14 protein-coding genes are annotated in these 12,814 nt (G+C 69.0%); 7 read left to right on the top strand and 7 right to left on the bottom strand.

Translation table 11 applies throughout. The features are described 5' to 3' along the window. Positions 1 to 7 precede the first annotated feature (7 nt). Together FMM06_RS10545 and FMM06_RS10540 are read left to right on the top strand one after the other, a co-directional pair. A complete protein-coding gene (locus tag FMM06_RS10545) occupies positions 8 to 409 on the top strand; it encodes a GFA family protein (protein ID WP_144237361.1) in 402 nt (133 codons plus the stop codon). A gap of 52 nt (positions 410 to 461) precedes the next feature. Continuing rightward, on the top strand, positions 462 to 731 hold the full coding sequence (locus tag FMM06_RS10540) for an NINE protein (protein ID WP_144237360.1): 270 nt from the start codon (positions 462 to 464) through the stop codon (positions 729 to 731). Here FMM06_RS10540 and FMM06_RS10535 read toward each other — a convergent pair. From FMM06_RS10535 to FMM06_RS10515, 5 genes are all read right to left on the bottom strand, one after another. Further along, positions 728 to 2,017 (bottom strand): adenylosuccinate synthase, encoded by a 1,290-nt coding sequence (locus FMM06_RS10535; protein WP_144237359.1) that lies wholly within the window; start codon positions 2,015 to 2,017, stop codon positions 728 to 730. The genes FMM06_RS10540 and FMM06_RS10535 overlap by 4 nt on opposite strands. 54 nt (positions 2,018 to 2,071) lie before the next feature. Then, on the bottom strand, positions 2,072 to 2,620 hold the full coding sequence (locus tag FMM06_RS10530) for an NADPH-dependent FMN reductase (protein WP_328591553.1): 549 nt from the start codon (positions 2,618 to 2,620) through the stop codon (positions 2,072 to 2,074). Positions 2,621 to 2,622: 2 nt separating this feature from the next. After that, a complete protein-coding gene (locus FMM06_RS10525; RefSeq protein WP_144237357.1) occupies positions 2,623 to 3,702 on the bottom strand; it encodes an ATP phosphoribosyltransferase regulatory subunit in 1,080 nt (359 codons plus the stop codon). Continuing rightward, positions 3,699 to 5,279 carry a phosphoglycerate dehydrogenase gene (serA, locus tag FMM06_RS10520; protein WP_144237356.1) on the bottom strand — a complete coding sequence of 527 codons (1,581 nt, stop codon included), beginning with the start codon at positions 5,277 to 5,279 and terminating at the stop codon, positions 3,699 to 3,701. The genes FMM06_RS10525 and serA overlap by 4 nt, the downstream gene beginning before the upstream one ends. A 108-nt stretch (positions 5,280 to 5,387) precedes the next feature. Then, positions 5,388 to 6,512: a phosphoserine transaminase gene (locus tag FMM06_RS10515; RefSeq protein WP_144237355.1), complete on the bottom strand. Its 1,125-nt coding sequence runs from the start codon at positions 6,510 to 6,512 to the stop codon at positions 5,388 to 5,390. Between the two features lie 143 nt (positions 6,513 to 6,655). On the opposite strand from FMM06_RS10515, the gene FMM06_RS10510 reads away from it, so the two are divergent. The 5 genes from FMM06_RS10510 to aguB all read left to right on the top strand — a co-directional run bounded on the left by FMM06_RS10510 (position 6,656) and on the right by aguB (position 11,167). Then, the gene (locus tag FMM06_RS10510; protein ID WP_144237354.1) at positions 6,656 to 7,501 is read left to right on the top strand and encodes an LOG family protein; all 846 of its coding nucleotides are present in this window, start codon (positions 6,656 to 6,658) and stop codon (positions 7,499 to 7,501) included. A gap of 100 nt (positions 7,502 to 7,601) precedes the next feature. Further along, entirely contained in the window at positions 7,602 to 8,597 is a 996-nt protein-coding gene (locus FMM06_RS10505; protein WP_144335441.1) for a Ppx/GppA phosphatase family protein, read from the top strand. Further along, on the top strand, positions 8,594 to 9,334 hold the full coding sequence (locus FMM06_RS10500) for an RlmE family RNA methyltransferase (RefSeq protein WP_144237353.1): 741 nt from the start codon (positions 8,594 to 8,596) through the stop codon (positions 9,332 to 9,334). The genes FMM06_RS10505 and FMM06_RS10500 overlap by 4 nt, the downstream gene beginning before the upstream one ends. A 16-nt stretch (positions 9,335 to 9,350) precedes the next feature. Continuing rightward, positions 9,351 to 10,325 (top strand): agmatine deiminase family protein, encoded by a 975-nt coding sequence (locus tag FMM06_RS10495; protein ID WP_144237352.1) that lies wholly within the window; start codon positions 9,351 to 9,353, stop codon positions 10,323 to 10,325. Then, a complete protein-coding gene (aguB, locus tag FMM06_RS10490; RefSeq protein WP_144237351.1) occupies positions 10,322 to 11,167 on the top strand; it encodes an N-carbamoylputrescine amidase in 846 nt (281 codons plus the stop codon). Before FMM06_RS10495 ends, aguB begins: the two co-directional genes overlap by 4 nt. Here the strand turns inward: aguB and FMM06_RS10485 are convergent. Further along, positions 11,164 to 11,496: a GFA family protein gene (locus FMM06_RS10485; protein ID WP_144237350.1), complete on the bottom strand. Its 333-nt coding sequence runs from the start codon at positions 11,494 to 11,496 to the stop codon at positions 11,164 to 11,166. The genes aguB and FMM06_RS10485 overlap by 4 nt on opposite strands. Next, positions 11,493 to 12,803, bottom strand: coding sequence for a DUF418 domain-containing protein (locus FMM06_RS10480; RefSeq protein WP_144237349.1), 1,311 nt, complete (start codon positions 12,801 to 12,803; stop codon positions 11,493 to 11,495). Before FMM06_RS10480 ends, FMM06_RS10485 begins: the two co-directional genes overlap by 4 nt. Positions 12,804 to 12,814 lie beyond the last annotated feature (11 nt).

Genomic DNA, 12,814 nt, shown 5'->3' with positions numbered 1-12,814 from the left:
AAAGCTGATGCAGCGATCGGGCGGGTGCCAGTGCGGCGCGGTGCGATACCAGACCGAGGGCGATGCGCTGCACGTCACATTATGCCACTGCCGCGACTGCCAGCGCAGCAGCGGCGCGCCGATGGTCGCCTGGGGAGGCTTCAAGGAAGAACAGTTCAAGGTCACGCAGGGCGAGGCGAAGACGGTCAACTCGTCGGGCGACGCCTTCCGCAGCTTCTGCGGCGAATGCGGCACGGGGCTGTACTACCGCAACCAGACTGTGCTGCCGGGCCTCGTCGACATTCAGGTCGTGACCTACGACGACCCCGAGGCCTTCCCGCCGATGGCGAACATCCAGGCCGCCGAGCGCCTGTCGTGGACCAACTCGGCGCCGGGCCTGCATGATTTCGATCGTTACCCCGGCGCTTGAAAGCCGCCACGCGCTTACTATATTAGCTGGGTAACACAGTACGGAGTTTCCGATGGCAATCGACCGCTACCGCAGCAACGAAGTCGGCCCGCCGGTCGTCTCGACGGTCGTCGTCTATGTCGTCTGGTTCTTCCTCGGCACGCTCGGCGGCCACCGCTTCATCACCGGGCGCGTCGGTTCGGGTGTGCTGATGCTGTTGATGCAGGGCGTCGGCTGGCTGACCTGGTGGTTCGGCCTGGGCTTTATCGTCTGGGGCGCGCTGGCGCTGTGGTGGCTGATCGACGCGCTGCTCATCCCGGGCTGGATGGCCGAGCGCCGCTAGTCGAGGAACGGGTCGCGCACGAGGATCGTGTCGTCGCGCTCGGGTGACGTCGAGACGAGCGCAACCGGGCAGTTCGTCAATTCCTCGATCCGGCGGATGTACTTGATCGCGGCCGCCGGCAGCTGCGCCCAGCTGCGCGCACCCGCGGTCGACTCCTGCCAGCCGTCGAAGACCTCGTATATCGGCTCGACCGCGGCCTGGTCGGCAGCGTGCGCGGGGAAATGATCGATCGTCCGGCCGCCCAGCCGGTAGCCCGTGCAGACCAGCAGCTCGTCGAGGCCATCGAGCACGTCGAGCTTGGTCAGCGCCATGCCGTGGACGCCCGAGACCTGGCACGCCTGGCGCACCAGCACGGCGTCGAACCAGCCGCAGCGCCGCTTGCGCCCCGTCACTGTGCCGAATTCGCGGCCGCGCTCGCCCAGTCGCTGCCCGATCGCATCGTCGAGCTCGGTCGGGAAGGGCCCGCCGCCGACGCGCGTCGTGTACGCCTTGACGATGCCGAGCACGTACTGGATCGCGCCCGGCCCCATACCGCTGCCCGCGGCCGCGGTGCCCGCGACGACGTTCGACGAGGTCACGAACGGGTAGGTACCGTGATCGACATCGAGCAGCACGCCCTGCGCGCCCTCGAACAGGATGCGTTTGCCTGCCCGCCGCGCGTCGCCCAGCGCCGCCCAGACCGGTGCCGCATAGGGGAGCACGTACGGCGCGACCTCGGCGAGGCTCGCGACCAGCGCCTCGCGGTCGACGGGTGCGATCCCGAAGCCGACGCGCAGAGCGTCATGGTGCGCGAGCAGCCGGTCGAGCTGCGGTCCCGCCTTGTCGAGATGCGCGAGATCGCAGACGCGCAGCGCACGCCGCCCCGCCTTGTCCTCGTATGCGGGCCCGATACCGCGCCGTGTCGTACCGATCTTGCCCGCGCCGCTCGCATCCTCGCGTGCGCCGTCGAGGTCCGAATGCAGCGGCAGGATCAGCGGGCAGGTCTCCGCGACCTTCAAATTGTCCGGACTAATCTCGACGCCCTGCGCGCGGATCTTCTCGACTTCGGCCTTGAAGTGCCACGGATCGAAGACGACGCCGTTGCCGATCACCGACAGCGCGCCGCGCACGATGCCCGAGGGCAGCAGGCTGAGCTTGTAGACCTGCTCGCCGACGACGAGCGTGTGCCCGGCGTTGTGACCGCCCTGGAAACGCACGACGACATCGGCGCGCGCCGACAGCCAGTCGACGATCTTGCCCTTACCCTCGTCCCCCCATTGCGCCCCGATGACGACGACGTTGGCCAACAGCTGATCCTAGAAAATTGCGCGAGTGCAGCTAAAGCCTCACGCCGACGGCGTCTAGGCCGTCAGCCGCTCGACCCACTTGCCGTAGGCGCTCATGAACTTGGTGAAGAACTCGGCAGTCGCGTCGACGGGCTCGCCGTCCTCGCCGAACAGCGTCGCGACATTGCCGATATAGGCCTCGGGCTGCTGCATCACCGGCATGTCGAGAAAGACCAGCGTCTGGCGCACCGCGTGGTTGCACAAAGCCCCGCCCAGCGCGCCGGGGGTGACGCTGACCACCGCGGCGGCCTTGCCGCCCCAGACGCTATGGCCGTAGGGGCGCGAGCCGATGTCGATGGCGTTCTTGAGCAGCGCCGGGAACGAGCGGTTGTATTCGGGCGTCGCGAACAGCACGCCGTGCATCGGCCGGATACGGTCGCGGAACGCCACCCATTCGGCGGGCGGCGCGGCGTCGTGATCCTGGTTGTACATCGGCAGGTCGGCGATCGGCACGACCTCGCAGGCAAGGCCCGCAGGCGCGCGCGCGATCAGCGCGTCGGCGACGCGGCGGGTGAAGGAGCCCGTGCGGGCACTGCCGACGATCACGGCGACGGTCCTGGTCATGGTCAAGCCTCCTCGACGACCCCTGCGGGGGTCCAGCGGTGCGTACAATCTTCGCAGGCGTCGCTCGCGGCAAGTGCAGCGACCGTCGCATAGCCATCCGCGCGCAAGGCAGCGGCGGTTTCGACGGGCGTCCCGAGCGGCAGCCAGACGCGGCGGCGGGTGGTCGCGCCCAGCCCGGCATCGACGAGCCCGTCGACGTAGAGCGAGAAGCCGACCGCCGCCTCGCCGTCCCCGACGCGGTAGCTGCCGCCGCGCCCGACCTCGCCGCGGATGGCGTCGGCGAAGATCGAGAAGCCGATCCAGCTCTGATACTCGAAGCCGTGGCGCTCGGTCGGGTCGAGGGTGACGCGGACATCGCCCAGCGCCGCCGCGACCTGCTCGATGCCGTCGAGGCGCGACGCGAGCAGCCCGGCATGGTCGAAGGCGCGCAGAGCCGGCAGCGCGGTCGCCAGCGGTCCCGTCGCGGCGGTCAACGGCAGCCAGCTGGCGAACCCCTCGGCGGTCATCGCGCCCGCATCCTTCATGTCGAGCAGCGCCTTCAGCCGGTCGATGCGCGCCTGCGGCAGGACGTGGCTCGCCAGCGTCTCGACGATGTCGGGGAGCGTCAGGTCGATCGAGATACCCGTCAGGCCGGTCGCGGCGAGCGCCTCGACCGCGACGCCCAGGACTTCGCTGGCGGCGGCGACGCTGTCGCTGCCGATCAGCTCGGCACCGAGCTGCAGCCGCTCGCGCTCGGGGGTCAGCTGGTCGCCCTTCACGCGCAGCACCGGGCCGGCATAGCTCAGCCGCAGCGGGCGCGGGACGTGCGCGAGGCGCGTCGCGGCGATTCGCCCGACCTGGCCGGTGATGTCCGAGCGCAGAGCGAGCGTCCGCTGCGTCACGGGATCGACGAAGCGCAGCAGCTCGCGTTTTGTCGTGCCGACGGTCGCCGCCAGGCTCTCCTCGAACTCGACGAGCGGTGGCTGGACGCGGTCGTAGCCGTGGCCCGCGATCACGCCGAGCAGCGTCGCGACGAGGCTCGCGTTCGCCTCGGCGTGCGGCGGCAGCCGGTCGCGCAGCCCCTCGGGGAGGAGCGCGGTCACGCGAACATCAGCCCCTTCACCGTCTTGACGCCGGGCAGGCCGCAGACCGCGGCGAGCAGCGGATCGGGGATCGCGCCGTCGACCGAGAGCAGCAGCACCGCCTCCGACCCCGCGTCGCGGCGGCCGAGGTGGAAGGTGCCGATGTTGACCCCCGCCTCGCCCAGCGTCGTGCCGATGCGGCCGATGAAGCCGGGCTTGTCCTCATTGACCACGAACAGCATCGCGCCCTTCAGCTCGGCCTCGATGCTGATGCCGACGATCTCGACGAGGCGCGGCTCGCGGCCGGCGAACAAGGTACCGGCGACCGAGCGCTCGCCGTCGGGGGTGCGGACGGTGACGCGGACGAGCGTGTGGTAGTCGGTCTCACGCTCGTGACGGACTTCGGCGATCTCGATGTTGCGCTCGCGCGCCAGATAGGGCGCGTTGACCATGTTCACCGTGTCGGAGTGCGGGCGCATCAGCCCGGCGAGCACCGCGGCGGTTATCGGCTTGATGTTGAGCTCGGCCGCTGCGCCCTCGACTTCGACGGTCACGCCGGTCATGCCGTCGGTAACGAGCTGGCCGATCAGGCTCCCGAGCTTTTCGGCGAGCGCCATGTAGGGGCGCAGGCGCGGCGCTTCGTCGGCCGACAGCGAGGGCACGTTGAGCGCGTTGGTGACGCCACCCGTGAGCAGGAAGTCGGCCATCTGCTCGGCGACCTGGATCGCGACATTGACCTGCGCCTCGTCGGTCGACGCGCCGAGGTGGGGGGTCGAGACGAAGTTTGGCGTGCCGAACAGCGGCGACTCCTTGGCGGGCTCAGTGACGAAGACGTCGAGCGCCGCGCCGCCGATGTGACCTGAATCGAGGCCCGCCTTGAGCGCCGCCTCGTCGATCAGCCCGCCGCGGGCGCAGTTGATGATGCGCACGCCGGGCTTGGTCTTGGCCAGATTCTCCGCCGACAGGATGTTGCGGGTCGAATCGGTCAGCGGCGTGTGGAGCGTGATGAACTCGGCGCGCGCCAGCAGCTCGTCGAGGGTCACCTTCTCGATGCCCAAAGTCGCGGCGCGTTCGGCGGTTAGGAACGGGTCGTAGGCGATGACCTTCATGCGCAGGCCGAGCGCGCGGTCGGCGACGATCGACCCGATGTTGCCGGCGCCGATCAGGCCCAGTGTCTTGGCGGTCAGCTCGACCCCCATGAAGCGGTTCTTCTCCCACTTGCCGGCCTGGGTCGAGGCGTCGGCCTCGGGCAGCTGGCGGGCCAGCGCGAACATCAGCGCGATGGCGTGTTCGGCGGTGGTGATCGAATTGCCGAACGGCGTGTTCATCACGACGACGCCGGCGGCGCTTGCGGCGGGGATGTCGACGTTATCGACGCCGATGCCGGCGCGTCCGATGACCTTCAGGTTGGTCGCAGCGGCAATGATTTCCTTCGTCGCCTTGGTCGACGAGCGGATCGCCAAGCCGTCGTAGTTGCCGATGATCTTGATCAGCTCGTCCTTCGACAGGCCGGTGATCTCGTCGACCTCGACGCCGCGCGCGCGGAAGATTTCGGCGGCCTTGGGGGACATCTGGTCGGAGATGAGGACTTTGGGCATTTCGGTGTTCCTTCGTCATGCTGGCGAACGCCAGCACCCACGGTGGGGCAATTTCTGAGAGTCGGGTTGGCGGCGCGATGGGTGCTGGCGTTCGCCAGCATGACGCACTTAGCCCGCAGTGACCTGCGCGTGCGCCCAGTCGAGCCACGGCCCCAGCGCTTCGATATCGGCGGCGTCGACCGTCGATCCGCACCAGACTCGCAGGCCCGGCGGTGCGTCGCGGTAGCCGCCGATGTCGAAGGCGACGCCCTCCTTCTCGAGCAGTGATGCGATCGCCTTGGGGACCTCGGGCGAGGCGCCCGGCAGCGTCAGGCAGACGCTGGTGTTCGACCGGATCGCGGCGTCGGCGCAGAGATGCTCGACCCACGGCGTCGCCTGGACCCAGCGGTCGAGCGCCTGCGCATTGGCATCGGCGCGCGCCTGCATCTCGACGAGACCGCCGATCGACTGCGCCCATTCGAGTGCATCGATGCAATCCTCGACCGCGAGCATCGACGGCGTGTTGATCGTCTCGCCGACGAAGATGCCTTCGGTCAGCTTGCCCTTCGAGACGAGGCGGAAGACCTTGGGCAGCGGCCAGGCCGGGGTGTAGCTTTCCAGCCGCTCGACGGCGCGCGGACCCAGGATCAGCACGCCGTGGCCGCCTTCGCCGCCCAGCGCCTTCTGCCAGCTGAAGGTCAGCACATCGACCTTGTCCCAGTCGACGTCCTGCGCGAACACCGCGCTGGTCGCGTCGACGAGCATCAGCCCCTCGCGGTCGTCGCGGATCCAGTCGTAGTTGGGGATGCGGACGCCCGACGTCGTGCCGTTGGCGGTGAAGCAGACGTCGCCCGACTGCGGCACGCGCGTCAGGTCGGGCAACTCGCCATAGGGCGCGGTGACGACGGTGGCGTCGAGCTTCAATTGCTTGACCGCGTCGGTCACCCAGCCTTCGCCGAAGCTCTCCCACGCCAGCATGGTGACCGGGCGTGCGCCGAGCATCGTCCACATCGCCATCTCATAGGCGCCGGTGTCGGAGCCGGGGACGATGCCGATGCGGTGCGTGTCGGGGACCTTCAGCACCTCGCGCGTCAGGTCGATGGCACGCTGCAGGCGCGCCTTGCCGATCTTCGAGCGATGCGAGCGGCCGAGGCTGTCGGTGGCGAGTCCGGCGGCGGACCATCCGGGCCGCTTGGCGCAGGGGCCGGACGAAAAATGCGCACGCGCAGGACGCGCGGTAGGACGGTCAGTCATCAGTCTCTCCTCACAGAGAGCTCGCGGCGCGTTGGGACGCCGTGGCCCGCCGCCGCTCATAGGGAGGGCGTCGCGGCTGTCAAATGGATTGTGCGCGAAACGTCTTGGCGCTAATTCCGCCCGCCGTCCGTTAGGCACGCGCCATGCACCCCAATCTCCCAGATCGCCTCTTCCCGACCGCGCGCGACGAGGCCGCCGTCGCCAACAAGCCGACGAGCGTGCCGCAGACCGAGCACCCGGCGTACGAGCTGGCGTTCCAGGACAAGGACTTCCTGCTCACCGACGAGATGCGGCCGGTGCGGCTGCAGCTTGAGATGGCGAAGTGCGACCTTGCGCTGGCGGCCGCCGGCATCAAGTCGATGTTCGTGTTCTACGGCTCGGCGCGAATCCCGGCGCCCGAGGATGCGCAGGCGCTGATCGATGCCGCGAAGACCGATGCCGAGCGCGCGGTGGCGACACGGCTGGCGGCGAATGCGAAATACTACGACATCGCGCGTTCACTGGCGCGGCTGGTGTCGGGGGAGGGGGAGGACCAGCGCTGGTTCACCGTCTGCTCGGGCGGCGGGCCGTCGATCATGGAAGCGGCGAATCGCGGTGCCGCGGACGTCGGCGCCCCGTCGGTGGGCCTCAACATCGTGCTGCCCTTCGAGCAGGTGCCAAACCCGTACGTCACGCCGGGGCTGAGCTTCCAGTTCCACTATTTCGCGCTCCGCAAGATGCACTTCCTAATGCGCGCCCGTGCCGTCGCGGTGTTCCCGGGCGGCTTCGGCACACTCGACGAGTTCATGGAGCTGCTGACGCTGGTGCAAACCGGCAAGATCTCGCCGCTGCCGATCCTGCTGTACGGGCGCGAATTCTGGGGCCGCATCGTCAATTTCGAGGCGCTGGCCGACGAAGGCGTCATCGCGCGCGGCGACCTCGACCTGTTCCACACCGTCGATACCGCCGAAGAGGGCTGGGCGATCGTCCGCAAGCATTACGAGATCTAGCCCGCGGTTGCCCCGCGCGCCGCGTCCGCCTACACTTGGGTCAAGTGACCGGCGCGGTATCCCCGCGGGCCGGCGAAGATCTAAGGCGACGACCGTGCCGATGCTCGCGGGGCAGACCGCCCCAGCCGAATCCTACCGTCCGCGCACGCGCACTTTCGGCGCGCTCGATCTCGGCACCAATAACTGTCGCCTGCTGATCGCGCGGCCCGGCGCTGGCGGCTTCACCATCGTTGACGCCTTCTCGCGCATCGTCCGGCTCGGCGAGGGGCTCGTCCAGTCGGGGCGTCTCAGCGACCGAGCGCAGGACCGCGCGATCGAGGCGCTGCGGATCTGCAGCGAGAAATTGCAGCGCCGCCAGGTCTTCGTGACGCGCAACGTCGCGACCGAGGCCTGCCGCCGCGCGTCAAACGGCGCGGCCTTCGTCGACCGCGTCTACGCCGAGACCGGCATTGCGCTCGACGTCATCACGCCTGCCGAGGAGGCACGGCTGGCGGTGCTCGGCTGCCAGTCGCTGATCGACCCCGACGGTCCGCCGGCGCTGGTCTTCGACATCGGTGGCGGCTCGACCGAGCTCAGCCTGGTGCGTGCCGACGCGCGCGGCGAGCCCGAGATGCTGGCCTGGGTCAGCGTGCCGTGGGGCGTCGTGTCGCTTGCCGAGACCGAGGCGATCGTCCTGCCGCCGGAAGAGCGAGGACCTGCCTTCGAACGCATGCGCGCACTCGCCGCCGGCCATCTGACGCGTTTCGCCGCCGATGTCGCGCGCCTCGCACCGGGCCCGATCCAGCTGCTCGGCACCAGCGGCACGATCACCACGCTGGCGAGCGTCCACCTCGGCCTGCCGGCCTATGACCGGCGGCAGGTCGACGGCTGCATGGTCACCGCGGTAGCGATGCGCGAGATCTCGGCGATGCTGAGCAGCCGATCGCCGGCCGAGCGCGCCGAGGTTACCTGCATCGGCCACGAACGCGCCGACCTGGTCGTCGCGGGCTGCGCCATCCTGCTCGCGATCCTCGACTGCTGGCCCGCCGAGGAGATCCGCGTCGCCGACCGCGGAATCCGCGAGGGCATCCTGCGCACGCTCATGGCGCGGCCATGAAGGCACCATCGGGTGGCGGCGGCAGCGGACGGTCGCAGGGCGGCAAGACGCGCGTCCTGACCGCCAAGAAGCGCAGCAATTCGTCGAACCGCTGGCTGCAGCGCCAGTTGAACGACCCGTACGTCAAGGCCGCGAAAGCCGCCGGGTGGCGCAGCCGCGCGGCATTCAAGCTGATCGAACTCGACGAGCGGTTCAACCTGCTGCGCGGCGTCAACCGCGTCGTCGACCTGGGCGCGGCACCCGGTGGCTGGTGCCAGGTGGTGATGCAGGACCGGCCGAGAGCAACGGTCGTCGCGATCGACCTGCTGCCGATCGAGCCGATCACCGGGGTGACGATCTTCCAGAAGGACATCCGCGACGATGATGCCGAGGCGCTGATCCTCGAGGCGCTCGGCGGCACCGCCGACCTCGTGCTGTCGGATATGGCGGCGAATACGGTGGGGCATCAGCAGACCGACCATATCCGCACGATGGGGCTGATCGAGCTGGGCCTCGACATGGCGACCCGGCTGTTGCGGCCGGGCGGCTGCTTCGTCGCGAAGGTGCTCGCGGGCGGCGGCGACAATACGCTGACCGCCGCGCTCAAGCAGGCGTTCGCGACCGTTAAGCACGTCAAGCCACCCGCGAGCCGCAAGGGATCGAGCGAGTGGTACGTCGTCGCGCAGGGCTTCAAGGGGCGAATGGCGGAAGAGGTTGCGCCCGACCCCGCCGAGGGGGTTGCGCCCGACCCTGAATGACTGGCAAGCGGCGCACATGACCGCTCGCCAGCCTGCCGAATGGATGCCCCACGCCGCGTGCTGGACGGCATTTCCCAGCGCCGATGACCTGTGGGAGGACGATCTCGCGCCCGCCCAGGCCGAGGTCGCCGCCATGGTTCGCGCCATCGCGGCGTCGGAGCGCGTCGAACTGCTGTGCGCCACGGAAGGCGCCGAAGCCGCCGCGCGCGCGGCGCTGGGCGGCGTTAACGTCGGCTTCCACCGCTATGCCTTCGGCGACATCTGGCTGCGTGATACCGGCCCGCTGTTCCTGTCCTCGGCGCATGGGCTGGCGGCGGCGGGTTTCCGCTTCAACGGCTGGGGCGGCAAGTACGACCTCGCCGGCGACGACGGCGTCGCGGCCTTCGTCGCTGATGGCGCGGACGTCCCGCTGGTCCGCCACGCCTGGGTACTCGAAGGCGGCGCGATCGAGGTCGACGGCGAGGGCCTGTGCGTCACCACCGAGGCGTGCCTGCTCAACCCCAACCGCAATCCGCACATGGACCGGTTCGAGGTCGAATCGCACCTGCGCCGCGATCTTGGCCTCGAGCGCGTGCTGTGGCTCGGCGATGGTTTGCTCAACGACCATACCGACGGACACGTCGACAACCTCGCGCGCCTTGTTGCGCCCGGTGTGCTGGCGCTTCCCCATGCCTCGGGCACCGACGATCCCAATGCCGATGCCTTCGCCGACGCGCACGACCGGGCACGCGACTTCGGCCTAGACGTCGTGACGATCCCCTCGCCGGGCCGTGTCGAGGTCGACGGCGAGGTCGTGCCCGCCAGCCACATGAACTGGTACGTCGCCAACGGCTGCGTCGTCGTGCCGGTCTACGGCACGGCGTACGACGACGCCGCGGTCGCCGCAGTCGCCGCGCTGTTCCCGGGTCGCGATTGCATCGGGCTGCGGGCGAACCATATCCTGACGGGCGGTGGCAGTTTCCACTGCATCACCCAGCAGGTTCCCGCATGACGATCACCGCCGCCGCGCTGCAATTGTCGTTCAGCGACGACATGGATCGCGACATCGCCGCGACTGCCGACGCCGTGCGTGCCGCGGCGCAGGCGGGTGCCCAGGTCATCTTGCCGCCCGAGCTATTCCAGGGCTATTATTTCTGCCGCCACGAGCGCGACGAATTCTTCGCGCGCGCTTTCCCGGCCGACGCGCACCCTGCGATCGAGACTATGCAGGCGGTGGCGCGCGACACTGGCACCTATATTCCAACGAGCTTTTTCGAGCGCGACGGGCCGCACTATTACAACAGCCTCGCGATGATCGACGACCGCGGCGCGGTGATGGGCATCTACCGCAAGTCGCACATTCCCGACGGGCCGGGCTACGAGGAGAAATTCTACTTCCGCCCTGGCAACACCGGTTTCAAGGTCTGGGACACGCGCCACGGGCGCATCGGCGTCGGCATCTGCTGGGACCAGTGGTTCCCTGAGACCGCGCGCGCGATGATGCTGATGGGCGCCGAGATCCTGTTCTACCCGACCGCGATCGGTTCCGAGCCCGCCGAGCCCAACCTCGACACGCGCCGCATGTGGATCCGCGCGATGATCGGCCATGCGGTGTCGAACGTCGTGCCGGTGGTTGCCGCCAACCGCACGGGTGTCGAGGAGGACCAGCGCTTCTACGGCAACAGCTTCATCGCCGATCAGCGCGGCGACATCGTCAGCGAACTCGGCACCGACGAGCAGGGCCATGTCATCGCGACATTCGACCTGGCGGAGGTGCGCGCCAATCGCGCGGCGTTCGGCTTCTTCCGCGACCGCCGGCCCGAGCTGTACGGACGGCTGAGCGAGGACCGCTAGAACGACGCGCCGTCGACCAGCTTCACGCTGGCGGCGGCGAGCACTGCGGGGTCGAGCAGCCGCGCGTTGACCCCCATCCGGTCATAGCCGGGATCGAACGCCAGCCAGTGGCTGACGCAGCCGCACGTCCGGCAGCGGTGCAGCGCGAGCGAGCGGTCGCCCCAGACATAGGTGTCGGTCGCCCCGTCTACCTGCACCTGTGCGAGCGCATAATAGGCCCACAGCAGCCCGGTGCGGCGGCAGATCGAGCAGTTGCAGCTCGTCACCTCGGCCGGCGCCGCGTCGAGCTTGAGCGTCACCGCCCCGCAATGGCACGCGGCGGCGATCACGACGTCGCCTCGGCACCGATCAGCGGGTCGCCGCGGCGGAAGGGCTGGCGGCGGTTGTACCCGAGGCTCTTCCACAGCCATTCGACCGGCCCGTTGGCGAAGTTGCGCAGCCACAGGTTCGCGCCCGCAAGCTGCAGCGCCATGAACAGCGCGGCCCCGGTCGCCAGCGTGCCATAGCCGTGCTGCGCGAACTGGCCCCCCAGGGGGCCGAAGACCAGCATCGCGACGAGCGACGCTCCAAGGTACGTCGTCAGCGGCAGGCGCCCCGTCGCCTGGAACGGCGCGAGCAACCGTGCGCCGGTGCGGCTTTGCAGCAGCAAAGCCACCGCGCCGATATGGTCCATGACGATCGGCAGCCGCGCCAAGCTGTGCGTGAACAGCCCGATGTACGGCTCCCCGCTGAACCGCATCGCGTCGATCGTCGCATCGATTCGCAACCCCCAGCCGATGCCGTAGCCAAGGCCGAGCAGCCACCAATAGGTGCGGCGCGATGCCTTGCCCTGGATGATCCCCGTCTTGAACAGCGCCATGCCGATCAGCATCGCCGCAAACGCCTCGACGACATTCTCCCAGAAGATGCCGACGCCGGTAAACTGGACGTAGGCCCAGGACATGACCCGGTAGACGGCGAAATCGGTCCACGAACCCTTGTTGCCGGCGATCTGCATCGCAGCGACCGCGGGGTCGGGGACGCGCACCTCACGCGTGTATTTGTCGAGATCGCGCTGCGCGGCGGCGCGGTCGGCGGACTGCGCGGGAGTCGTTGCAGTCGCTGCGGCACGCTCGGCGAGGTCGACGCGCTCGATATAGTCGACGAGATTGTGCGACCACAGCGCAACGCTCATCGCGATGCCGATGATGAGCAACTGCCGCACCCTGAGCGTCCGGAACGGAAAGATCAGCAGCGCGGCGCAGCCGTAACTGAGCAGGATGTCGCCTTCCCAGAAAAGTATGACGCCGTTGGCGATGCCGAACGCCGCGAGCCACAGGTTACGCCGGATATGCAGGTCGGCGACCGCGACGGGCCCATCGGGGGTCATCGCGGTGCGCGCCATGATCAGCACGCCGGCGCCGAACAGCAGCTCGAGCAGACCGCGCTGCGTGCCGTCGAGCAGCCGATTGACCCACCACCACGCCTGGTCGAATGCCGTCCAGCTGAGGCGCTGCGGCAGGTAGTCCTCGGTCACGACGTCGCCCATGTACGGCACGTTCATGAACAGGATGAGCAGGATCGCGAGACCGCGCAGCACGTCGAGCTGGGCGATGCGTTCGCGCTCGGTAATCCGTCCGACGGGGGCTGTGGTCATTGCTGCGCTGG

Source organism: Glacieibacterium frigidum, from assembly GCF_007097155.1.
In the GTDB taxonomy this organism is placed as follows: Bacteria; Pseudomonadota; Alphaproteobacteria; order Sphingomonadales; family Sphingomonadaceae; genus Glacieibacterium; species Glacieibacterium frigidum.
The sequence above is the reverse complement of the archived record's forward strand: the minus strand, read 5'-3'. Positions and strand labels throughout refer to the sequence as shown.